Origin of the sequence: Kluyvera intermedia (genome assembly GCF_021440345.1) — a bacterium.
GTDB lineage: Bacteria > Pseudomonadota > Gammaproteobacteria > Enterobacterales > Enterobacteriaceae > Kluyvera > Kluyvera intermedia_A.
Genome location: NZ_JAKCNS010000086.1, coordinates 1 through 21,222, shown reverse-complemented (window position 1 = coordinate 21,222; position 21,222 = coordinate 1). Strand labels below are relative to the sequence as shown.

24 protein-coding genes are annotated in these 21,222 nt (G+C 55.3%); 12 read left to right on the top strand and 12 right to left on the bottom strand.

Going from position 1 to position 21,222, the window contains the following annotated elements; genetic code table 11:
- Positions 1-167: 167 nt before the first annotated feature.
- On the bottom strand, positions 168-1,160 hold the full coding sequence (locus LZ634_RS19670; RefSeq protein WP_234508221.1) for a type IV pilus twitching motility protein PilT: 993 nt from the start codon (positions 1,158-1,160) through the stop codon (positions 168-170).
- Positions 1,161-1,176: 16 nt separating this feature from the next.
- On the opposite strand from LZ634_RS19670, the gene LZ634_RS19665 reads away from it, so the two are divergent.
- From LZ634_RS19665 to LZ634_RS19630, 8 genes are all read left to right on the top strand, one after another.
- The gene (locus tag LZ634_RS19665; RefSeq protein WP_234508219.1) at positions 1,177-1,881 is read left to right on the top strand and encodes a YggS family pyridoxal phosphate-dependent enzyme; all 705 of its coding nucleotides are present in this window, start codon (positions 1,177-1,179) and stop codon (positions 1,879-1,881) included.
- An 18-nt stretch (positions 1,882-1,899) separates the two neighbouring features.
- A complete protein-coding gene (locus LZ634_RS19660; protein WP_234508216.1) occupies positions 1,900-2,466 on the top strand; it encodes a YggT family protein in 567 nt (188 codons plus the stop codon).
- Positions 2,463-2,753, top strand: coding sequence for a DUF167 family protein YggU (yggU, locus tag LZ634_RS19655; protein WP_234508214.1), 291 nt, complete (start codon positions 2,463-2,465; stop codon positions 2,751-2,753). The genes LZ634_RS19660 and yggU overlap by 4 nt, the downstream gene beginning before the upstream one ends.
- Before the next feature lie 8 nt (positions 2,754-2,761).
- Positions 2,762-3,355, top strand: coding sequence for an XTP/dITP diphosphatase (locus LZ634_RS19650; protein WP_234508212.1), 594 nt, complete (start codon positions 2,762-2,764; stop codon positions 3,353-3,355).
- Positions 3,348-4,484, top strand: coding sequence for a radical SAM family heme chaperone HemW (gene hemW / locus LZ634_RS19645; protein ID WP_234508210.1), 1,137 nt, complete (start codon positions 3,348-3,350; stop codon positions 4,482-4,484). Before LZ634_RS19650 ends, hemW begins: the two co-directional genes overlap by 8 nt.
- Positions 4,485-4,794: 310 nt before the next feature.
- Positions 4,795-5,781, top strand: a complete 987-nt coding sequence (locus tag LZ634_RS19640) for a TRAP transporter substrate-binding protein (protein WP_234508208.1) — start codon at positions 4,795-4,797, stop codon at positions 5,779-5,781.
- A gap of 45 nt (positions 5,782-5,826) precedes the next feature.
- Complete coding sequence (locus tag LZ634_RS19635; protein WP_234508205.1) at positions 5,827-6,330, top strand: TRAP transporter small permease; 504 nt, start codon at positions 5,827-5,829, stop codon at positions 6,328-6,330.
- Positions 6,330-7,631: a TRAP transporter large permease gene (locus LZ634_RS19630; RefSeq protein WP_234508203.1), complete on the top strand. Its 1,302-nt coding sequence runs from the start codon at positions 6,330-6,332 to the stop codon at positions 7,629-7,631. Before LZ634_RS19635 ends, LZ634_RS19630 begins: the two co-directional genes overlap by 1 nt.
- 45 nt (positions 7,632-7,676) lie before the next feature.
- Here LZ634_RS19630 and LZ634_RS19625 read toward each other — a convergent pair whose 3' ends face one another.
- The 3 genes from LZ634_RS19625 to trmB are packed head-to-tail and all read right to left on the bottom strand — an operon-like array spanning position 7,677 to position 9,495.
- Complete coding sequence (locus tag LZ634_RS19625) at positions 7,677-8,396, bottom strand: DUF2884 domain-containing protein (protein WP_234508201.1); 720 nt, start codon at positions 8,394-8,396, stop codon at positions 7,677-7,679.
- A 52-nt stretch (positions 8,397-8,448) separates the two neighbouring features.
- Complete coding sequence (locus tag LZ634_RS19620) at positions 8,449-8,775, bottom strand: YggL family protein (RefSeq protein WP_234508199.1); 327 nt, start codon at positions 8,773-8,775, stop codon at positions 8,449-8,451.
- Positions 8,776-9,495, bottom strand: a complete 720-nt coding sequence (trmB, locus tag LZ634_RS19615) for a tRNA (guanosine(46)-N7)-methyltransferase TrmB (protein WP_234508197.1) — start codon at positions 9,493-9,495, stop codon at positions 8,776-8,778.
- A 156-nt stretch (positions 9,496-9,651) separates the two neighbouring features.
- On the opposite strand from trmB, the gene mutY reads away from it, so the two are divergent.
- From mutY to LZ634_RS19595, 4 genes are all read left to right on the top strand, one after another.
- Positions 9,652-10,704, top strand: a complete 1,053-nt coding sequence (gene mutY / locus LZ634_RS19610) for an A/G-specific adenine glycosylase (protein WP_234508227.1) — start codon at positions 9,652-9,654, stop codon at positions 10,702-10,704.
- 26 nt (positions 10,705-10,730) lie between these two features.
- Complete coding sequence (locus tag LZ634_RS19605) at positions 10,731-11,006, top strand: oxidative damage protection protein (protein WP_061283220.1); 276 nt, start codon at positions 10,731-10,733, stop codon at positions 11,004-11,006.
- Between the two features lie 47 nt (positions 11,007-11,053).
- Complete coding sequence (gene mltC / locus LZ634_RS19600) at positions 11,054-12,133, top strand: membrane-bound lytic murein transglycosylase MltC (RefSeq protein ID WP_234508225.1); 1,080 nt, start codon at positions 11,054-11,056, stop codon at positions 12,131-12,133.
- Positions 12,134-12,371: 238 nt separating this feature from the next.
- The gene (locus LZ634_RS19595) at positions 12,372-13,628 is read left to right on the top strand and encodes a nucleoside permease (RefSeq protein WP_234508195.1); all 1,257 of its coding nucleotides are present in this window, start codon (positions 12,372-12,374) and stop codon (positions 13,626-13,628) included.
- Positions 13,629-13,740: 112 nt separating this feature from the next.
- Here the strand turns inward: LZ634_RS19595 and citG are convergent, their stop codons facing one another.
- Genes citG through LZ634_RS19555 form a run of 8 tightly spaced genes read right to left on the bottom strand, consistent with a single transcriptional unit; the run spans position 13,741 to position 21,064 of the window.
- Positions 13,741-14,553 carry a triphosphoribosyl-dephospho-CoA synthase CitG gene (citG, locus tag LZ634_RS19590; RefSeq protein WP_234508193.1) on the bottom strand — a complete coding sequence of 271 codons (813 nt, stop codon included), beginning with the start codon at positions 14,551-14,553 and terminating at the stop codon, positions 13,741-13,743.
- Positions 14,531-15,070 (bottom strand): citrate lyase holo-[acyl-carrier protein] synthase, encoded by a 540-nt coding sequence (gene citX / locus LZ634_RS19585; protein ID WP_234508223.1) that lies wholly within the window; start codon positions 15,068-15,070, stop codon positions 14,531-14,533. Before citX ends, citG begins: the two co-directional genes overlap by 23 nt.
- A 4-nt stretch (positions 15,071-15,074) precedes the next feature.
- Positions 15,075-16,592: a citrate lyase subunit alpha gene (gene citF / locus LZ634_RS19580; protein WP_234508191.1), complete on the bottom strand. Its 1,518-nt coding sequence runs from the start codon at positions 16,590-16,592 to the stop codon at positions 15,075-15,077.
- A gap of 10 nt (positions 16,593-16,602) precedes the next feature.
- A complete protein-coding gene (gene citE / locus LZ634_RS19575; protein ID WP_234508189.1) occupies positions 16,603-17,478 on the bottom strand; it encodes a citrate (pro-3S)-lyase subunit beta in 876 nt (291 codons plus the stop codon).
- Positions 17,475-17,768, bottom strand: coding sequence for a citrate lyase acyl carrier protein (citD, locus tag LZ634_RS19570; protein ID WP_234508187.1), 294 nt, complete (start codon positions 17,766-17,768; stop codon positions 17,475-17,477). Before citD ends, citE begins: the two co-directional genes overlap by 4 nt.
- A 16-nt stretch (positions 17,769-17,784) precedes the next feature.
- Entirely contained in the window at positions 17,785-18,804 is a 1,020-nt protein-coding gene (citC, locus tag LZ634_RS19565; protein WP_234508186.1) for a [citrate (pro-3S)-lyase] ligase, read from the bottom strand.
- A gap of 13 nt (positions 18,805-18,817) precedes the next feature.
- Positions 18,818-19,681: a fumarylacetoacetate hydrolase family protein gene (locus tag LZ634_RS19560; protein WP_234508185.1), complete on the bottom strand. Its 864-nt coding sequence runs from the start codon at positions 19,679-19,681 to the stop codon at positions 18,818-18,820.
- Positions 19,682-19,702: 21 nt separating this feature from the next.
- A complete protein-coding gene (locus LZ634_RS19555; RefSeq protein ID WP_234508183.1) occupies positions 19,703-21,064 on the bottom strand; it encodes a 2-hydroxycarboxylate transporter family protein in 1,362 nt (453 codons plus the stop codon).
- Positions 21,065-21,222 lie beyond the last annotated feature (158 nt).

Below are 21,222 nucleotides of genomic sequence, written 5' to 3'. Positions count from 1 at the left end.
AATCAAAGTTTACAACCTGCGGTAAATAAACAAATTATTAATTCAATATTAATAACAAAACAAAGCACAAATCACATTACTAATATGAATGATATGCTAGCGGCAAATTTGTTTAAGGGAATCAATATTTCATGGTTCCAGACGGCAGTACTGTGCAAACGCCAGGCTCACTCATGCTTTTGCAACATGCCTGCTTTGATACGTTGCTGGTAGCTTTGGCTGAAAGTCTGCATCCCAGACTGTAGCCCGGTTTGCATCACGCCGGCGAGTTGGTGCGTTTTACCTTCGCGAATAAGGTTACTGACGGCTGGCGTATTCACCAGCATTTCAAATAGCGCCACCCGCCGTCCTTCACCATCGGGTTGCAGCTTCTGCGCGACCACCGCAGAAAGGCAGTTAGCCAGTTGGCTGCGCACCGGATCCTTTTCCTGTGCGGGAAACACATCGACCAGCCGTTCAATCGCCTGCGCCGCATCGCGGGTATGCAGCGTCGCCAGCACTAAATGCCCTGTCTCTGCCGCCGTTAACGCCAGGCGAATAGTTTCGCTATCGCGGAGTTCACCAAGCAATATCACATCGGGATCCTGACGCAGTGCCACCCTCAGCGCCTGCGCAAAAGACGGCGCATGCTGGCCTACTTCACGTTGTGAAATCAGGCAGGCTGCGCTGGTATGAATAAATTCAACCGGGTCTTCCAGGGTTAGAATGTGTCCAGGGAGATAGTGGTTGAGGTAGTCAACCATCGCCGCCAGGGTGGTCGACTTCCCGCTACCTGTCGCACCAGTGACCAGAATCAGCCCGCTGTCTTCATGTAATAGCTCCACCAGCGCCACCGGCGTATGCAGCTCGGCAAGCGTTGGGCAGCGTGTGGGTAACAGCCGTAGCACCAGCGACACGCCGCCACTGTGGGCATAGGCGCTGGCGCGTAGACGCGGACCGCCTGGTAGCGACACCGAAAAATCCAGCTGTCTGTACTTTTGCCACTCCAGCTGCTGCGCTTCATTTAACCAAAGCGTCAGCAACGTATCGGGCTCAGGTGCAGTAAACGGCGCCATTTCCAGATCTCCGGCTCGACGCCAGCGCGCGTTGCTGCCGCTACACAGGTGTAGATCCGAGACGTTATGCTTTACACTAAGCGCCACGATTTCTTGTATATCCATAGACCCACCAGAACATATGAACGATATTGCGCATAACCTGGCACAGGTCAGGGAAAAAATCTCAGCTGCAGCAACACGTTGCGGCCGAGCTTCAGAAGAAGTTACGCTGCTTGCCGTCAGTAAAACCAAACCTGCGAGCGCCGTCGAAGAAGCGGTGGCTGCTGGCCAAACGGCGTTTGGCGAAAACTATGTCCAGGAAGGGGTGGAAAAGATCCTCCACTTTCGTGAAAAGGGCGAGACGGGGCTGCAATGGCACTTTATTGGCCCGCTGCAGTCCAACAAAAGTCGCCTGGTCGCCGAGCATTTTGACTGGTGCCATACCGTCGATCGACTGAAGATCGCGGTTCGACTCAGCGAACAGCGCCCAGCTGACATGCCGCCGCTCAACGTGCTGATTCAAATCAATATCAGCGATGAGCAGAGCAAATCCGGTATTCCGCTAGACGCGTTGGATGGGCTGGCAGCTGAAGTTTCCGCGCTGCCAAACCTGCGCCTGCGCGGGCTGATGGCTATTCCCGCGCCGGAACATGAATACGAAAGGCAGTTTGCCGTTGCCAGCCAAATGGCGGTAGCATTTGCGCGGCTCAAGGCAGACTATCCAACCGTAGACACCCTCTCTTTGGGCATGTCTGACGACATGGAAGCCGCGGTTGCGGCAGGTAGTACAATGGTACGCATCGGCACCGCGATTTTCGGTGCGCGTGATTACACAAAAAAATAAGGGACCTCAAGAAACGCCATGAAGACGTTGACCTTCCTGCTCTCCACAGTTTTTGAACTGTACACTATGGTGCTACTGCTGCGCGTCTGGATGCAGTGGGCACGCTGCGATTTTTACAATCCGTTCTCTCAGTTCGTGGTGAAAATTACCCAACCGGTTGTCGGGCCGCTGCGTCGTATCATCCCGCCAATGGGGCCGCTGGATAGCTCCTCGCTGCTGCTGGCTTTCATACTGTGCGTAGCGAAAGCCATCGTGCTGTTTATGGTCATTACCTTCCAGCCGATTATCTGGATCTCCGCGGTTCTCATCCTGCTCAAAACTATCGGCCTGCTGATCTTCTGGGTGCTGCTGCTGATGGCTATCATGAGCTGGGTAAGCCAGGGCCGCAGCCCGGTTGAGTTCGTACTGATGCAGTTGGCTGAGCCGCTGTTACGTCCGATTCGTCGTCTGCTGCCATCGATGGGCGGCATCGACTTCTCGCCAATGATTCTGGTCCTGCTGCTGTACGTCATTAACATGGGCATCGCCGAGGTGCTTCAGGCTACCGGCAATATGCTGCTGCCGGGGCTGTGGATGGCGCTATGAGTGCCGTCACTTCCTGTGATGACGGGTTGGTTCTGCGGCTGTATATTCAGCCAAAGGCCAGCCGTGACGCGATTGTTGGGGTACATGGCGACGAGTTAAAAGTCGCCATCACCGCCCCACCCGTTGATGGGCAAGCCAATGCCCATCTGGTGAAGTATCTCGCCAAGCAGTTTAAGGTCGCCAAAAGCCAGGTCATCATTGAGAAAGGTGAACTGGGGCGGCATAAACAGGTTAAAATTATTCATCCGCAGCAGATCCCATCGGGCGTCGACGCCCTGACAAATTAGGATATTCCATGCAAAAAGTTGTTCTCGCTACCGGTAACGCCGGTAAAGTGCGCGAGCTCGCCTCGCTGCTCGCCGATTTTGGTCTGGATATCGTCGCCCAGACCGAGCTTGGCGTTGAGTCTGCCGAGGAAACCGGACTGACCTTTATCGAAAACGCGATCCTGAAAGCACGTCATGCCGCTCAGGTGACCGGCCTGCCGGCGATTGCCGATGACTCCGGCCTCGCGGTCGATGTGCTCGGCGGCGCGCCGGGAATTTACTCCGCGCGTTATTCCGGCGAAGACGCTAGCGACCAGCAAAATCTAGAGAAACTGCTGGATGCCCTGAAAGATGTGCCAGACGAACAGCGCCAGGCGCAGTTCCACTGCGTGCTGGTCTACCTGCGCCATGCCGAAGATCCGACGCCGCTGGTGTGCCACGGCAGCTGGCCAGGCGTTATCGCTCGCAGCGCCGCGGGCGCCGGTGGCTTTGGCTACGATCCCATCTTCTTCGTGCCATCCGAAGGTAAAACGGCCGCCGAGCTGACGCGTGAAGAGAAGATTGCCATCTCCCACCGTGGGCAGGCGCTGAAGCTGTTACTGGAAGCCCTTCGTAATGGTTAATTTGCCTCCGCTGAGTCTTTATATTCATATCCCGTGGTGCGTGCAGAAATGCCCGTACTGCGACTTCAATTCGCACGCGCTGAAAGGCGAAGTGCCGCACGACGACTATGTGCAGCATCTGCTGAGCGATTTGGATGCCGACGTTGCCTACGCGCAGGGACGTGAAGTAAAGACCATTTTTATCGGCGGCGGTACGCCGAGCCTGCTCTCCGGCCCGGCGATGCAAACCCTGCTGGACGGCGTACGTGCACGCCTGACGCTGGCTGTCGATGCGGAAATTACCATGGAAGCCAATCCGGGAACGGTGGAAGCAGACCGCTTCGTGGAGTACCAACGTGCGGGCGTCAATCGCATCTCCATCGGCGTACAAAGCTTTAGCGAACCCAAACTCAAGCGTCTGGGTCGTATCCACGGGCCAGAAGAAGCCAAACGCGCTGCGCACCTGGCAACCGGTCTGGGGCTGCGTAGCTTCAACCTTGATTTGATGCACGGGCTGCCGGATCAGTCGCTGGAAGAGGCGCTGGACGACCTGCGCCAGGCCATTGAACTGGCGCCACCGCATCTCTCCTGGTATCAGTTGACCATTGAGCCGAACACCCTGTTTGGTTCACGTCCGCCAGTGCTGCCGGATGACGATGACTTGTGGGATATCTTCGAGCAAGGTCATCAGTTGCTGACCGCCGCAGGCTACCAGCAGTACGAAACCTCGGCCTATGCCAAACCGGGCTATCAGTGCCAGCACAACCTCAACTACTGGCGTTTCGGCGATTACCTCGGTATCGGCTGCGGCGCGCACGGCAAAGTGACGTTCCCGGACGGCCGTATTCTGCGCACGGCGAAAACCCGTCATCCGCGCGGTTATATGGAAGGCCGCTATCTGGAGCGCCAGCACGATGTAGAAAACAGCGATAAGCCGTTTGAGTTCTTTATGAACCGCTTCCGCCTGCTGGAACCGGCACCACGCGCCGAATTTAGCCGCTACACCGGTCTGGATGAGAGCGTCATTCGCCCGCAGCTTGATGAAGCGCTGGCGCAGAACTATCTCACCGAGTGCGAGCAGTACTGGCAGATTACCGAGCACGGTAAGCTGTTTTTAAATTCCCTGCTGGAGTTATTTTTCAGCGAATAAACCGTCATAATAATTCGCTATTACCGAATAATAGTAATAGCGAATTATATCAATCGACTATTCCGAATAATTTCCCGTATTCTTTTCGAATAATAACCAACAAAACACTTCAGTTAAATATTAATAGCCGATTACGCATACGTCATTAATATAACCCAGCGCACAAAAACTACATTAACTCCATAGATAGTGTAAAAATGCACGCGTGATACGGTAAAGTTGTCGGACAACCAGGTTAATATGTCATACAGAAAAACAAATTACCCCGATAGATATATACCGCGATCATCAATGTGCATGGAGCCTATTAATGAAACCTCTCTCTTTTACAAAATCTCTGGTCTGCGCGTCGCTTCTCGCGCTGCTGTCTACCGGTGCCTCTGCCGCCGAGAAAGTGACGCTGAAGCTGGCGCATAACCTCGAGCGCAGCCACGTTGTGCACCAGGCGTTTGAGGCAATGGCTAAAGAAGTCAAACAGCTCTCCGACGGTAAAATGACCATTCGAATTTATCCCAGCAGCCAAATGGGCAGCGCGCGCGAAACCATGGAGTTATTACAAAATGGAGCGCTGGATATGACCAAAGGTTCCGCCAGCGATCTTGAATCCTTCGATAATGTTTACGCCATCTATAATTTACCTTTCTTATTTAAAGACCAGGCACATTTTAATAAAGTGGTATTTGGTGACGTAGGTAAAGACATTATGGCATCGACCAAAGAAAAAGGTTTCTTTGCACTTTCTGCCTACGTCGCTGGCACCCGTAGTTTCTATGCCAAAAAACCGATTACGAAGCCTGAAGATTTAAAAGGTTTAAAAATTCGCGTTCAGCCAAGCCCGACCACAATTAAAATGATTGAATTAATGGGGGGTTCGCCAACGCCTATTTCATTCGGTGAAGTTTATACGGCGATGCAGCAAGGCGTAGTCGATGGCGCGGAAAATAACGTGCCATCATGGGTCCAGACCCGTCATATTGAGATTGCCAAAGTCTTCTCCGAAGATGAGCACGCTTCCATTCCTGACTTCCTGGTCATCTCAACCAAAACCTGGGACAAGCTGACGCCAGAGCAGCAGCAGATCCTCGCCAAAGCGGCTACCGCGTCGGAAGCCTATCAGCAGACGCTGTGGGATAAAATTGACGCCGACACCCGCGCCCAGGCCAAAGCAATGGGCGGTGAGATCGTTAAAGTCGATAAAGCCCCGTTCCGCGCCGCCGTCCAACCGCTGTTTGATGATTTCAGCAAAGATCCAAAGCAGGCCGCGCTGCTAGCCCGGTTTGAATCCGCCGCACAGTAAAACCGTTTCGGGCCAGCCTCTGGCCCGCTTTCACCAGGATATCTCATGACTCTATTTTCCCGCATTAAACAGGCGGTGGACCGCCTGATCGCCGCGTTCTCGGTGGCGGTGATGGTGGCGCTGGTTGTCTGCGTCGTCTGGCAGGTTTTCAGCCGCTACGTATTAAACCAGCCCAGTACGCTCACCGACGAACTGGCCCGTTTTCTGATGATTTGGGTGGGGCTGCTCGGCGCGGCCTATACCGTGGGTGCGCAACGTCATCTGGCTATCGATCTGCTGGCTATGTCGGTTACGCCACGTAAACAGAAGATGCTGGGAGTGGTGATTAACCTGCTTATCTTTATCTTCTCAGGCGCGGTCATTGTCACTGGCGGCGTGAAGCTGATTGCCAAAACGCTGGCAACCTCTCAGGTTTCTGCCGCGATGCAGATCCCCATGGGCTACGTCTACCTGATCCTGCCGCTGACCGGCATCATTATGATGTTTTACGCATTATGGTTTATCACCAACGGCTTACGTAGCCTGAAACAGCCAGAAGGAGCCTGCTAATGGACGGGTATATTGCATTAACGCTTTTTGGTTCGTTCTTCGTGTTGGTGTTTATCGGCGTGCCCATCTCGTTTTCTATCGGTATCGCCACCGTCGCCTCGATGCTGCTGATGTTCCCATGGGATATCGCGGCCATTACCGTGGCCCAGCGTCTGGCCAACGGGCTCGATAACTTCGCCCTGCTGGCGATTCCGTTCTTTATTTTTGCCGGCACGCTGATGAACAGCGGCGGCATTGCGATACGCTTGATAAACCTCGCGCAGGTAATGGTCGGCCGCGTGCCCGGTTCGCTCGGTCACGTTAACGTTCTCGCCAATATGATGTTTGGTTCTATTTCCGGTTCAGCCGTTGCCGCAGCGGCGGCGGTCGGTGGGACTCTACACCCCATTCAGACGAAAAAAGGCTACGATCCCGCGTTTTCAACGGCAGTTAACGTGTCGTCATGCATCACCGGGTTGCTGATCCCGCCATCTAACGTGCTGATTGTCTTCTCCCTCACCGCCGGTGGCGTGTCGGTGGCATCGTTATTTATGGCCGGTTATCTGCCGGGGCTCCTGATGGGGCTGGCAATTATGGTGGTCTGCGCCATTATTGCTAAACGTCGCGGCTATCCGGTCTCCGAGCGCCCGACCTGCGCCCAGGCGGCGAAAGCGTTCTTCGACGCACTGCCAAGCCTGCTCTTAGTGATTATCGTCATGGGGGGTATTTTAGGTGGGATCTTCACCGCCACCGAGGCGTCCGCCATTGCGGTGGTCTACACCTTTATTCTGTCGGTGATGATTTACCGCGAAGTGAAGTGGCGCGACCTGCCTAAGCTGATTCTGGAATCGGTGGTCACCACCTCGATAGTGCTGCTGCTGATCGGTTTCTCCGTCGGGATGTCGTGGGCGATGACCAACGCCGATATCCCTTACATGATAAGCGACACGCTGATGGGGATCTCTGAGAATCCGATGGTTATCCTGCTGCTTATCAACATCGTGCTATTGATCGTTGGTATCTTTATGGACATGACCCCGGCGGTGCTGATCTTCACGCCGATCTTCCTGCCTATCGCCGAAGAGCTGGGCATGAATCCGGTGCATTTCGGCATCATGATGGTCGCTAACCTGTGTATCGGCCTGCTGACGCCGCCGGTGGGTAGCGCGCTGTTTGTCGGCTGCTCAATTTCCGGGGTGAAGATCCAGCAGCTGATTAAACCGCTGCTGCCGTTCTATGCCGCGCTGTTGGTGGCGCTGATGATGATTGCCTACATCCCGCAGATTTCGCTGTTTATTCCACAGCTGTTGGGGCTGATGTAACAGGGCTATTTGGCTACCTGTAGAGCACAGGTAGCCGATAAGAATTTACTTCAGGGTACCCACCAGCGCTTTACGGCTGTCTTCCAGAGACACCACGCGGCTGCAGACGTCTTTACCGAAAGCCTGGAAATCCGCTTCCTGGTTTTTCCACTCATTCTGAATGGCGGTTTGCAGGCCGCCTAAGCTGCCCAGCACGCCCTGCAGCGGGTTACCGCCGCCTTTGAGCACCGCTTTGGCACCCATTTCATTAATACTGTCCTGCAGGATACCGCCCATCGCCTGATTCACCAGCTGTTGCCCATCGGCACGCACCTGATCGATAGCTTTATAGTGGAAGGTTAAGCCATCGGTACGATGTTCAATAATACGGTTCATCTGCTGTTTGAGCTGGGCATCAAGCTTGGTCAAGCGACCGCGCATATTGCTGCTTTCCCCCACCTCTTTCGCGATGATTTTATCCAGCGCCACGCGGCCTTTTTCGACGCGATTACGGGCACCGTCGTCAATCCACGGCAGCGCGCTGCGCAGTTCAGTTTGGTAATCTTTCGCCTGCTCGCGCTGGGCGGCAGTGAGCGTGTACGCCTTACCGTTAAAGGTGACGTCACCGTTCGGGGTAATGACCAGATTGCCGTTCTCGCCCTTTACCTGCACCGTCTGCGGGTTGAGGACAACATCATCACGGGGGGTTACGCTGCATTGATAGTCAGCATGGGCGGCCATCGCCGTGAATGTTAGAACTGCCGTCAGCAGCGTTTTGCGTATCATTACTTTCCCTCAAGACAAATCGGGCCAGCAAATGCTGGCCCCGTATACGCTATTAGTCCCACCAAACGTCGAAAAGTTCGCTGGTGCGTACTTCTTCAAACTTGCGGTCTTCCAGCCATTTACGTACCTGAGCCTGGTGCTCTTCGGTGCACTTGCCGATTTCCTGGGTGCAAATCAGACCTTCCCATGCCAGGTAGCCACTGCCGTCAAACGCCAGCTTGTTCGGCTCGATGACTTCATCGATAAACTGATCGACGATCTGGTCGATCTGCTCTTCGCTGGTCCCTTCAGGGAAACGCCATGCTACAGAGAAACCGATCTCCTGGAATTCATCGATATGCATTTTTTTACGCAAACGACGGCTACGATTCTTTGCCATTTATTTCACCCTCTCGAACATTAAGTCCCATACGCCGTGGCCAAGACGATGACCACGTTGTTCAAATTTGGTTACCGGGCGCGATTCCGGGCGCGGTACATAATCCTGACTTTCAGACAGATTCTGATATCCGTCCATGGAGGACATCACTTCCAGCATATGTTCCGCATAGGCTTCCCAGTCGGTCGCCATGTGGAACACGCCGCCCAGCTTCAGTTTGCTTTTAACCAACTCAGCAAACGGAACCTGAACGATACGGCGTTTATTATGACGCGCTTTGTGCCATGGGTCAGGGAAAAAGAGCTGAACCATGTTCAGTGAATTGTCAGGAATCATCTTGTGCAGCACTTCGACCGCATCGTGACACATCACGCGTAGGTTATCGACACCCTCTTCATGCGCCGATGCGAGGCACGCGCCAACGCCTGGAGAGTGTACTTCAATACCGAGGAAATTCTGTTCCGGGCGTGCTTTGGCCATCGCCACCAGCGAAGCGCCCATGCCAAAACCAATTTCCAGCGTCGTTGGCGCTTCACGGCCAAACAGCGCGGCAAAGTCGACAGGCTCTTCGCTGAACTCAACGCCCATCACCGGCCAGTAGTTTTCCAGCGCGTGTTCCTGCCCTTTGGTCAGTCGCCCCTGGCGACGAACAAAACTACGAATACGGCGCTGTGGACGGCCGTTCTCATCAAATTCCGGTGAAATGACGTCGTTCTTCATAAAAATTAAGTCTGCTTGTGAGAGTGTTCGGGAAACGGGCATTATCCAAAGTTAGTTGCCGGATGCAAGCACCGGAAAGTTCCTGTTTACAGCATAGTGCCGCTGTGCTGCAATTTAGCCCCTAAATAGAACGATATTGGAATCCCTGCTTTGACCATGCAAGCCGCGCAATTTTCAGCCCAGGTGCTGGACTGGTACGACAAATACGGGCGTAAAACCCTGCCCTGGCAAATTGAAAAGACGCCCTACAAAGTATGGCTGTCTGAGGTCATGTTGCAACAAACGCAGGTTGCCACAGTTATCCCCTATTTTGAACGCTTCATGTCACGCTTTCCTACCGTCACCGATCTGGCCAACGCACCGCTAGACGACGTACTGCATCTGTGGACGGGGCTGGGCTATTACGCCCGCGCGCGTAATCTGCATAAGGCCGCGCAGCAGGTCGCCACGCTGCATAAAGGGCGCTTCCCGGAAACCTTTGAGGAAGTCGCAGCGCTGCCCGGCGTCGGCCGCTCTACCGCTGGGGCTATTTTATCGCTCTCGCTCGGCAAACATTTCCCTATCCTCGACGGTAACGTCAAACGCGTGTTGGCCCGCTGCTACGCGGTGGACGGCTGGCCGGGTAAAAAAGAGGTCGAAAAGCGGCTGTGGGAATTAAGCGAGCAGGTGACACCAGCCGAAGGGGTGTCGCGCTTTAACCAGGCGATGATGGATTTGGGCGCGATGGTTTGTACCCGCTCAAAACCTAAATGCACGCTGTGTCCGTTAGACAATGGCTGCATCTCGTCGGCCAACGGCAGCTGGGCACAGTATCCGGGCAAAAAACCGAAGCAGACAATACCGGAACGTACCGGTTATTTTCTGATGATCCAGCACGACCGTGAGGTGTTTTTACAGCAGCGTCCGCCTAGCGGGCTGTGGGGCGGTCTATACTGTTTCCCGCAGTTTGCAGATGAAGAGGCGCTGCGCGACTGGTTGAGCGAGCGGCAGATCCCCGCCGATACGCTGACTCAGCTCACCGCGTTCCGCCATACTTTCAGCCATTTCCATCTGGACATTGTGCCAATGTGGCTTACTGTGTCCTCATTCGCGTCATGCATGGATGAAGGCAGCGCTCTCTGGTATAACTTAGCCCAGCCGCCCGCCGTAGGGCTGGCTGCACCGGTTGAGCGCCTGTTGCAGCAGTTACGCGCCGATTCACTCGTTTAGCTTTCGGCGCCATAAGAGGATTGATTATGAGCAGAACTATTTTTTGTACTTACCTGCAACAAGATGCCGAAGGGCAGGATTTTCAGCTGTACCCGGGCGAACTGGGCAAACGCATTTATAACGAGATCTCGAAAGAGGCCTGGAAACAGTGGCAGCACAAGCAGACCATGCTCATCAATGAAAAGAAACTCAATATGATGAACGTCGAGCACCGCAAGCTGCTGGAAGAGGAAATGGTCAATTTCCTGTTTGAAGGTAAAGATGTGCACATTGAAGGCTACACGCCGCCTGAAAAGCAGTAAGGGCTTAACGGCCCTTTAAGACCACAACAACACGCGCTCCCGGAATGATGAAAAAACTATTTGCTCTGGCGTTGATAGCGCCGCTGCTTGTTTCCTGCTCCTCGAACAAAAAAGGCGACGCCTATAACGAGGCCTGGGTAAAAGACACCAATGGTTTTGATATATTGATGGGGCAGTTCGCCCATAATATTGAAAACATTTGGGGTTTTAACGAGGTTCTGATAGCCGGTCCAAAGGACTACGTTAAGTATACCGACGGCTACCAGACCCGCAGCCATATCAACTTCGACGACGGTACCATTACCGTTGAGACTATCGCCGGTACGGAACCCGCCGCACGCCTGCGTCAGGCCATCATCACCACGTTATTAATGGGTGACGATCCGGGGTCGGTTGACCTGTACTCCGACGCCGACGATATCCAGATCTCCAAAGAACCGTTCTTGTATGGCCAGGTCGTCGATAACAACGGCGAAGCCATTCGCTGGCAGTGGCGCGCAGAGCGCTTTGCCGACTATCTGCTGCAAACGCGGATGAAAAAGCGCAGCAGCGGCCTGCACATTATCTATAGCGTGACCATCAATCTGGTGCCAAACCACCTTGATAAGCGTGCGCATAAATATTTAGGCATGGTGCGTCAGGCTTCGCGTAAATATGGTATCGATGAATCGCTGATTCTGGCGATTATGCAGACCGAATCGTCCTTCAACCCGTATGCGGTTAGCCGCTCCGATGCGATGGGGCTGATGCAGGTGGTGCAGCACACCGCCGGGAAAGATGTTTTCCGTTCGCAGGGTAAATCCGGCACGCCAAGCCGCAGCTTCCTGTTCGATCCGGCCAGCAACATTGATACCGGTACCGCCTATCTGGCGATCCTCAACAATATCTATCTTGGCGGGATTGATAACCCTACGTCACGTCGTTACGCGGTGATCACCGCTTATAACGGCGGCGCAGGCAGCGTGCTGCGCGTCTTCTCTAACGATAAGGTGAAGGCGGCAAATATCATCAACAGCATGACGCCGGGCGATGTGTACCAAACGCTAACTACGCGACATCCATCCGCAGAATCACGCCGCTATCTCTACAAGGTGAATTCCGCCCAGAAAGGCTATCGCCGCAAGTAATAATTGTCACAAATCAGACCCGCTGACGAGAGGCTTGCCGACGGTCAGCGGGTTTGCCCTCCCTCACCGTGAAAAAATGTTACGTTTGTCACTATTTCGTTGTGCAAAGTGAAGATAATTGCAATTTTATGCGGTGCTTAACAATGTCCCGTCACGCCCATTGCTAGAATCGCCACAAACACCATCTCTTAATGTTATTAAACAAACATAATCTCGCCATTCTTGTGAGGAAAACAACATGAATTTAAAGCTGCAGCTTAAGATACTGTCGTTTCTGCAGTTCTGCCTTTGGGGGAGCTGGCTGACAACGCTAGGTTCGTACATGTTTGTGACGCTGAAGTTCGACGGGGCCTCAATCGGTGCAGTTTATAGCTCACTGGGGATTGCCGCAGTCTTCATGCCAACGCTTTTAGGTATCGTGGCGGATAAGTGGATTAGCGCCAAATGGGTCTACGCCATTTGTCATCTGGTCGGTGCCGGTACGCTGTTTATGGCCGCCGAGGTCACCACGCCAAGCGCGATGTTTATGGTTATCCTGCTGAACTCACTGGCCTATATGCCAACCCTCGGCCTGATTAACACCATCTCCTACTACCGCCTGAAATCAGCCGGTATGGATATCGTGACCGACTTCCCGCCTATCCGTATCTGGGGCACCATCGGCTTTATTCTGGCGATGTGGGCCGTGAGCTTCTCCGGCTTTGAACTGAGCCATATGCAGCTCTATATCGGTGCCGCGCTGTCCATCGTGCTAGCGCTGTTCACGCTGACGCTGCCGCATATCCCGGTCTCGAATCAGCAGGCAAAACAGAGCTGGAGCAGCATGCTGGGTCTGGATGCTTTTGCTCTGTTTAAAAACAAGCGTATGGCGATCTTCTTTATCTTCTCCATGCTGCTGGGCGCAGAGCTGCAAATTACCAACATGTTTGGTAATACCTTCCTGCACAGCTTCGATAAAGATCCGCTGTTTGCCACCAGCTTTATCGTGCAGCACGCCTCGGTGATGATGTCGATTTCACAGATCTCCGAAACGCTGTTCATCCTGACCATTCCGTTCTTCCTGAGCCGTTATGGCATTAAGAACGTGATGCTGATTAGTATCTTCGCGTGGATGCTACGCTTTGGTCTGTTTGCTTACGGCGACCCGTCAGCCTTCGGTACCGTGCTGCTGGTGCTGTCGATGATCGTCTACGGCTGCGCGTTCGACTTCTTCAACATCTCCGGTTCCGTGTTCGTGGAGAAAGAAGTCAGACCGGAAATCCGCGCCAGCGCACAGGGTATGTTCCTGATGATGACCAACGGCTTTGGTTGCATCCTCGGCGGTATGGTCAGCGGTAAAGTGGTTGAGATGTACACTCTTGACGGCATTACCGACTGGCAGAGCGTGTGGCTGATTTTCGCCGGCTACTCTCTGGTCCTGGCCGTAGCCTTCGTTGGTCTGTTCAAATACAAACATGAGCGTGTTGCTCCAGGTGCGGTACCGGTCGCGCACTAAAGTGCCTACCCCTCACCCCGGCCCTCTCCCCACAGGGGAGAGGGAGAAAAGAATCCACACGCCGTTGTTAAAAACGACACCTGACCATCCCCTCTCCCCCACGGGGAGAGGGTTAGGGTGATGGGGCGACGCCCGACAGCACCCATCCCACCGACAGCAAATCCGCACTGCCGCCAGGACTTAAATTCCGCGCAATCAGCGCATCATCCATCATCATTAAATCCTGCTCGTCCCATCCCTGAGCCAACAATTGCTGGGCGTATCCCTGCACATAGCGCAGTCCCGCCATTCCACCACGCGATACCAGATTACTGTCCGGATTGACCGCCATTAAGCGCAGCAGCAGCGTGTGTAAGCCGCGACCATTCCAGCCGGGCAACACTCGCCGCACCGTGGCAAACCCGCTCTCCGCTTCACCCCGTGCGCCGGTCAGGCCAAACTGATGGAACTGACGCTCTCCAGCGGTTGCCAGCGAGCGGCGTGTCGCCAATTCACGCGCAACCAGCCCGTCACAGATAGTGCTGACTTCATGACACAAGCTGGCCTGACTCACCTCGCCCAGCCGCCCGGCGGCAAAGCACAAAAGCCCCAGCGCAAAGATACCGCCTTTGTGCGTATTCACACCGTTGGTTGCCCGGTACATGGCCTGTTCACAGGCCATGCCCATCGGCCGGATAAGTCGCAGCTGTTGGTTTGCGGGCAAGTGCGCATAGCTTTCGCCAAGCTCGGCGAATCGGCGAAACCACGGGGTAATTGCCTGGATACTGCATTCGAATAACCGGTGGTCCATATCCCGATGTGCGCCGTTATTGAACTTGTCGACAAGCCCCGGTTTTGGCGTGAGGTCCAGCTCCTGCCATAGCGCTTCTTCAGCCAGCGCAGGAACATCAACCGTCCACGGTTTAGTCGCGATAAAACCAGTCATCAATCATCTTCTCCGCGCAGGCCACAACCTCTTCAGTGGGATGCTTACGCGAGCGAGAACAGGCATGCGCAGGCTCATCGCAAATCAGACAACGGCGCAGATGCCGTCCCAGGGATAACCGCCCAACGTGACCCGCCTGCGGGCAGATAACATCCAGGTCCCACAATCGTCCCAGCGGATGCGTTTGCTCAAGCGCCGCGCAGTGCGCTTTTATCTCCGGCGCCTGATGTGCCACGCACCACATGGCTTCCGGCCCGGTCGGCAGCCACAGGACCTGGCGGTCGAGCACCGACCAGCCGTTTTGCCACAGCATTTGATCGCACATCTGCAGCGCCACGCCCATCGTATTGCGATAGCGCTGGCTGTTTTTCACCGCTCCCGGCGTCACCAGAGTGAGCGAGATTACCGGTTGCTGATAGTGGGTTAACCAGTCAGTCTGACGCGCCGCGCGGCTCTCTTTTGCCGCCAGCAGCGCATCAAGGCTGACACCCATTTTCACGGGTGTCATTGTCGTCATCATGTTACTCCTTCACCTGCCGTACGGTATCAATCACGCTGCCATCGCGGTAGCGAACAACGCCGACGATTTTATCGGTGAACTCAATCGGTTTAGGCATACCGGTCAGCGACACCGCACGCGCATACAGCGCCTCGATATCGACAATTTTCAGCCCCGCCTCAACCAGCCGCTGGCGGATTTCCGGCCGCGCCGGGTTGACCGCGATACCGTGGTCGGTGACCAGCACATCGATACTTTCCCCCGGCGTCAGCCGCGTGGTGACGCGTTTTACCACCGTCGGAATACGGCTGCGCAGCAGCGGCGCAACCACGATCGTCAGGTTAGCGGCGGCGGCCACGTCACAGTGACCGCCGGATGCGCCGCGCATCACGCCGTCAGAACCGGTAATCACGTTGACGTTGAAATCGACATCTATCTCCAGCGCGCTGAGGATCACCACATCAAGCTGGTCGCAGCTTGCGGCTTTGCTCCCCGGATTGGCGTAGACGTTGGTGGAAATCTCGACGTGGTTCGGGTTACGCGCCAGCGATGCCGCCGCCTGGCCATCAAAACATTGGGTATCAAGCAGTTTGCCAATCAGTCCTTTTTCATGCAGATCCACCAGCCCACCGGTAATGCCGCCCAGCGCGAAGCTTGCCGTCACACCGCTGCGCTCCATCTTCTCTTCCATAAAGCGCGTACAGGCGGTTGCCGCCGCGCCGGAGCCGGTCTGCATTGAGAAACCAGGCACGAAGTAACCCGAGTGCTCAATCACATCCGCCGCATAACGAGCGATCATCAGCTCACGCGGATTGCTGGTAACACGCGCCGCACCGACGCTGATTTTTGCCGGGTCGCCCACGCTCTCGACCTGCACGATATAGTCCACCTGATCCTGCACCAGGCTGGCGGGCATATTGGGGAACGGCACCAGTTCTTCGGTCAGCAGCACCACTTTACGAGCAAAGTGGGCATCGACCATCGCGTACCCCAGCGAACCACAGCATGATTTACCGTGCGTGCCGTTGGCATTGCCAAACTCATCGCTGCACGGTACGCCCAGGAACGCCACATCGATATTCAGCTCGCCATCTTGTAGCAGCTTCACGCGGCCACCGTGGGAGTGAATTTGCACCGGCTCATCCATCAACCCATGGGAGATAGCATCCGCCAGTTTGCCGCGCATGCCGGAGGTGTAGATCCGGGTAATGACGCCGCTTTCGATATGTTCAATCAGCGCGTCGTTACAGGTCATCAGCGAGCTGGACGCGAGGGTCAGGTTTTTGAATCCCATCTGCGCAAGCTTCGCCACCACGCTGTTGATTACCCGGTCGCCTTCGCGAAACGCGTGGTGAAACGAGATGGTCATTCCATCTTTAAGTCCGCAGCGCTCAACTGCCTGCTCAACGGTGTCGCACAGCTTACGATGATGCTTCGCGTCGCGGTCGGACAGCCACGGGGTGGCGTGGTGCGCCGAGTCAAATGGCTTAAGCTCCCGCAAATGGGGAAAATTGAGGTGAAGAAGTTCTGTCTGATTCATTGCTTTATCCTTAACGACGTACGCCAGAAGCCGCCGCACGTTCGAGTACCCTTTGCGCGTGGTCAATGATTGGCGCATCGACCATTTTTCCGTTGAGCGACACCACGCCCAAACCGATGCGCGCGCCCTCTTCCGCCGCTTCAATCACCCGTTGGGCGTGGTCGACTTCCTGTTGGGTTGGTGCGTAGGCGTTGTGGAGCAGGTCAATCTGGCGGGGGTTAATCAGCGATTTGCCGTTGAAGCCCATCTTGCGGATCAGCTCCACTTCCCGCAGGAATCCGGCTTCGTCGTTAACGTCAGACCACACCACGTCGAAGGCGTCGATACCGGCCGCTCGAGCCGCGTGCAGCACCGCACAGCGCGCGTAGAACAGCTCCGTACCGTCGCCACGTTCAGTCTGCATATCCATCACGTAATCAAACGCCGCCAGCGCGATACCGATAAGGCGCGGCGAGCTGCGGGCAATCGCGACGGCGTTAATCACGCCAATCGCCGACTCAATGGCCGCCATCACGCGGGTGGAGCCGACTTCACGGCCACACTCTCGTTCAATACGCTCAAGATGCCCTTCCAGCTCGAAGATATCTTCCGGAGTATCGGTTTTCGGCAGGCGGATAACGTCAACGCCACCGCGGACGGCAGCTTCCAGATCCAACAGCCCGAACGGCGTACTCAGCGGGTTAATACGGACAACGGTTTCAATGTCCTGATACATCGGATGCTGCAATGCGTGGAACACCAGCAGGCGGGCGCTGTCTTTTTCACGCAGCGCAACGGCGTCTTCTAAGTCGAACATGATGGAGTCCGGGCGGTAGATGAACGCGGTTGAAAGCATGGCGGCGTTGGCCCCCGGCAGGAACAGCATACTGCGGCGAAGCGTACTCATTGCAGCGCCTCCCACGTTATCTGTTGCGACTCTGTGGCACGCAAAATTGCGCTTTGCAGGCGGGCGCGAATCACGCAGTCCAGTGCGCCTTTGTCTTCGACGATAATCAGCCCCTGACGTACTGCCATCGCCTGCAAAGTCTCTTCTACTACCTGGCGGATTTGTTCGCCAAACTGCTTCATCACTTCACTGTGGATGACAATCTCCAGCTCGCCGTCGGCGGGGGCGATTTTCACCATCAGGTCGCTGGACTCCTGCGTTCCGGCCAGCGCCTCCCTTACGATTTTCATGATAATGTCCTGATAGTTATGCGACTTCCGCGCTGTAATGCATTTCGAGATGCGCAAAAGTAGATTCCGGGACAATGTCCCGAATACGAGAAAACTGCTGCGTTTTAAGTAAGCGGCGTACTTCCGATGCCGAAATAGCGCTCCCCATCATTTTGATGCGCGGGATTTCCACCACCGTCACCTTCCCAGCCAGCAGCGCGTGTAGCGTCTGGTTGTACTGATGGGTGACGGCACAAAACGGTTCGGAACCGATAAAACGGTGGGTAATGCCCAGCGCCGGCGCGATGTAATTGCGAAAGATCAGCACGTCGATTTCACTCCACGCCTGCTGTACCTTGCCCGACTCTTTGAGGAAATAGGCCGGAAAGGTGGCGCGTGAAATGATGTACTGCGAGCCTTCATGCACGGTGACATTGCGCAGATGTGCGACGCCTGCGCGGACCATCTCCAGCCGTGCGCGGAATGGGAAGAACGACGCGTCCTCACGCACCACGAACAGATGCAGCCAGTCACACTGGCGTGCCGCCTGCTCCACTAAGTGACGGTGGCCGAGAGTGAACGGATTGGCGTTCATCACAATGGCCCCCACCGCGTCACCCGGCTGGCGTTTCTGACGCAGCGAGCGGCAGTAGCGCTCAATGCCCTGCGGGGTGTTCTCCATCAGCACCGCGTTATTCCCACTTTGCGCAATCGGCCAGAAACCGCTGCGGCCAAATCGCTCTTTATTACAAGGGCGGGTGCACAGAAAGAGGTGAAAATCGCCGCGCGCCAGCGCGACGTTCTCCACTTCCGCCAGCAGCCGCGCGCTCAGATTGGCGCCGCGCAGACGCTCATCCACCGCCACGCATTTAATGACGTTAGCCGCCAGCCCCGCACATCCCACCAGCGCCGTATCGGCCCAGGCTTCGACAAACAGCGTGATATCGCTGTCCATCCCCAGGCCGCTATCCACCAGCAGCGAACGAATCTGCGCGAGCCGTTCCGGGTGTTTGGCCACCAGAGTGACCCGAAAGTCGATTGGGAGTTGCGTGTGCATCGTGCCGCCTTACTTAGTGCGCTGCCGTCAGCGAATTCGCTGGCGCTTCCATGATGATGTTGCTGAGGTGACCGATGTGTTCAATCTCCACCTCGATGCGATCCCCCTCCTGCATAAACAGCGGCGGATTACGTTTTTTACCGACGCCACCTGGGGAACCGGTGATGATCACATCGCCTGGACTTAGGCGAGTGAAGGTGCTGATGTACTCAATCAGCTCAGCCACTTTGTGGATCATGCTGCTGGTGTTGTCGTCCTGCACCATTCGCCCGTTGAGCCACGTGCGGATAGCCAGTTGATGCGGGTCAGGTATTTCATCAGCGGTCGCCATCCATGGGCCGAACGCCCCGGTCTGACGCCAGTTTTTCCCGGCGGTAAACCACGTGTGCTGCCAGTCACGCGCCGAGCCGTCCATGTAGCAGCTATAGCCCGCCACGTGACGCAGCGCCTCTTCGCGGCGGATGTTCTCGCCGCCCTTGCCGATAATCACCGCCAGTTCGCCTTCATAGTCAAATTCATGCGAGTGGCGCGGCTTGAGCACCGGCGCGTTATGCGCCGTCTGCGAGTCCGGGAAGCGGACAAACAGCGTCGGTGCCGGGTTATGCTGGTCAAATTCTTTGCGCTTTTCGGCGTAGTTCATGCCCACGCAGAGGATCTTTTCCGGGTGCTCAATCACCGGTAAAAAGGTCACCGCATCCATTGGCACATCGACCGCGTCCTGAAGATAGCGGGTAGCCTCCGCCAGCCCGTTGCCCTGTAACAGCGCCTTAAGGTCGCTGTAGCGGTCGCCAAGACGGCGACCTAAATCAATCATCCCTTCCGCATTCACGATGCCGTAGCTGCGAACGCCCTGATAGATAAAGCTTGCGAGTTTCATTGTTAATCCTGAATACCATGTTTAAACAAGGAAGTTGGCCAGCACCAGCAGCGAGATGGAGACGTTAATCGCCCCACCGATACGGGTGGCAATCTGCGCGAACGGCATCAGACTCATACGGTTGCCGGCGGTCAGAATCGCCACATCACCGGTACCGCCCTGGCCGCTCTGGCAGCAGGAGACGATGGCGACATCAATCGGGTGCATGCCGATTTTTTTACCGACGAAGAAGCCGGTGGCCACCAGTGCGGAAACGGTGCTGACGATCACCAGCAGGTTGCTGAGGGTGAAGGCATTAACCAGCTCCTGCCACGGGGTGATAGCCACGCCGACGGCGAACAGAATCGGGTAGGTCACCGAGGTCTGGAAGAATTTATAAACCACCTGCGAGCCTTCGAGCAGACGTGGAGAGGCGCCGTTGCACAGCTTCACCAGCACCGCCATAAACAGCATGCCAACCGGTGCAGGCAGGCCAATCAGCTTGTGGCCCAGCATCCCTATCATGTACAGCAGCACCGCCAGCAGCGCGCCGGAAGCAATTGTGGTGACATCGGTTTTGCCAGAGAACGCAGGCTGTGAAGATTGGGTGTCTGCGTTGCCGCGGTTTGGCATCAGCTGGCCTTCACCGGTCAGGTGTGGGAAACGCTTGCCGAGCTGGTTCAGGCAGCCGGAGATAATGATGGCGGTGAGGCCGCCGAGCATGACCATCGGCAGAACGCGGCCCAGCGCGACGCCCTGATCCATGTGCAATATGGTGGCATAGCCGATCGACAGCGGGATCGCCCCTTCACCCACACCACCCGCCATGATCGGCAGAATGATAAAGAAGAAGATCTGGAACGGCTCAAGGCCCAGCGCCATCCCGACGCCCATTCCGACAATCATGCCGACGATTTCACCGCACAGCATCGGGAAGAAGATGCGCAGGAAGCCCTGAATCAGCACGGTGCGGTTCATGCTCATGATGCTGCCGACGATGATGCAGCAGATATAGAGGTAGAGAATGTTGGTCGATTTGTAGAACTTGGTGGTTGACTCGACAACGACGTCCGGCAGCAGGCCGTAATAGACCATTGCGGATGGGATAAAGGTGGCGCAGATGGCCGCCGCTCCCAGCTTACCAACGATAGGCAGACGCTTACCGAATTCACCGCAGGCAAAACCAAAAAATGCCAGCGTCGCCACCATTACCACGATATCGCTTGGCAGCTTGCCACCCAGACAGTCAATGGCGATCAACACTCCCGCTAACACAAACAGCGGCAAAGGAATAATACCGACCTTCCACGTATCCATAATATGCCACCAGCGCTCTTTGAGTGCCGGGCGTTGAATTTCGATCGGTTCATGGGTTACAGAGAATGAATCATCAGTCGTGCTCATATTGAAGCCCTCTAGTTATTTTGTAGTTTTAGCTTAAGGGCCTAAAGGCTTACTTTATGTGAGTGAAAGCATATTAAAACCGAAGTTTTAATGGTACCTATGGTTTTAATGGTTTCTTTTATTTAATGTGATTAACACCTTATTTATAAGCGTGGTTT

Excerpts from the sequence above, each read along its gene's own strand:
- LZ634_RS19670 (WP_234508221.1), bottom strand. The coding sequence starts at position 1,160 with ATGGATATACAAGAAATCGTGGCGCTTAGTGTAAAGCATAACGTCTCG.
- LZ634_RS19665 (WP_234508219.1), top strand. The coding sequence starts at position 1,177 with ATGAACGATATTGCGCATAACCTGGCACAGGTCAGGGAAAAAATCTCA.
- LZ634_RS19660 (WP_234508216.1), top strand. The coding sequence starts at position 1,900 with ATGAAGACGTTGACCTTCCTGCTCTCCACAGTTTTTGAACTGTACACT.
- yggU (WP_234508214.1), top strand. The coding sequence starts at position 2,463 with ATGAGTGCCGTCACTTCCTGTGATGACGGGTTGGTTCTGCGGCTGTAT.
- LZ634_RS19650 (WP_234508212.1), top strand. The coding sequence starts at position 2,762 with ATGCAAAAAGTTGTTCTCGCTACCGGTAACGCCGGTAAAGTGCGCGAG.
- hemW (WP_234508210.1), top strand. The coding sequence starts at position 3,348 with ATGGTTAATTTGCCTCCGCTGAGTCTTTATATTCATATCCCGTGGTGC.
- LZ634_RS19640 (WP_234508208.1), top strand. The coding sequence starts at position 4,795 with ATGAAACCTCTCTCTTTTACAAAATCTCTGGTCTGCGCGTCGCTTCTC.
- LZ634_RS19635 (WP_234508205.1), top strand. The coding sequence starts at position 5,827 with ATGACTCTATTTTCCCGCATTAAACAGGCGGTGGACCGCCTGATCGCC.
- LZ634_RS19630 (WP_234508203.1), top strand. The coding sequence starts at position 6,330 with ATGGACGGGTATATTGCATTAACGCTTTTTGGTTCGTTCTTCGTGTTG.
- LZ634_RS19625 (WP_234508201.1), bottom strand. The coding sequence starts at position 8,396 with ATGATACGCAAAACGCTGCTGACGGCAGTTCTAACATTCACGGCGATG.
- LZ634_RS19620 (WP_234508199.1), bottom strand. The coding sequence starts at position 8,775 with ATGGCAAAGAATCGTAGCCGTCGTTTGCGTAAAAAAATGCATATCGAT.
- trmB (WP_234508197.1), bottom strand. The coding sequence starts at position 9,495 with ATGAAGAACGACGTCATTTCACCGGAATTTGATGAGAACGGCCGTCCA.
- mutY (WP_234508227.1), top strand. The coding sequence starts at position 9,652 with ATGCAAGCCGCGCAATTTTCAGCCCAGGTGCTGGACTGGTACGACAAA.
- LZ634_RS19605 (WP_061283220.1), top strand. The coding sequence starts at position 10,731 with ATGAGCAGAACTATTTTTTGTACTTACCTGCAACAAGATGCCGAAGGG.
- mltC (WP_234508225.1), top strand. The coding sequence starts at position 11,054 with ATGAAAAAACTATTTGCTCTGGCGTTGATAGCGCCGCTGCTTGTTTCC.
- LZ634_RS19595 (WP_234508195.1), top strand. The coding sequence starts at position 12,372 with ATGAATTTAAAGCTGCAGCTTAAGATACTGTCGTTTCTGCAGTTCTGC.
- citG (WP_234508193.1), bottom strand. The coding sequence starts at position 14,553 with ATGACTGGTTTTATCGCGACTAAACCGTGGACGGTTGATGTTCCTGCG.
- citX (WP_234508223.1), bottom strand. The coding sequence starts at position 15,070 with ATGACGACAATGACACCCGTGAAAATGGGTGTCAGCCTTGATGCGCTG.
- citF (WP_234508191.1), bottom strand. The coding sequence starts at position 16,592 with ATGAATCAGACAGAACTTCTTCACCTCAATTTTCCCCATTTGCGGGAG.
- citE (WP_234508189.1), bottom strand. The coding sequence starts at position 17,478 with ATGAGTACGCTTCGCCGCAGTATGCTGTTCCTGCCGGGGGCCAACGCC.
- citD (WP_234508187.1), bottom strand. The coding sequence starts at position 17,768 with ATGAAAATCGTAAGGGAGGCGCTGGCCGGAACGCAGGAGTCCAGCGAC.
- citC (WP_234508186.1), bottom strand. The coding sequence starts at position 18,804 with ATGCACACGCAACTCCCAATCGACTTTCGGGTCACTCTGGTGGCCAAA.
- LZ634_RS19560 (WP_234508185.1), bottom strand. The coding sequence starts at position 19,681 with ATGAAACTCGCAAGCTTTATCTATCAGGGCGTTCGCAGCTACGGCATC.
- LZ634_RS19555 (WP_234508183.1), bottom strand. The coding sequence starts at position 21,064 with ATGAGCACGACTGATGATTCATTCTCTGTAACCCATGAACCGATCGAA.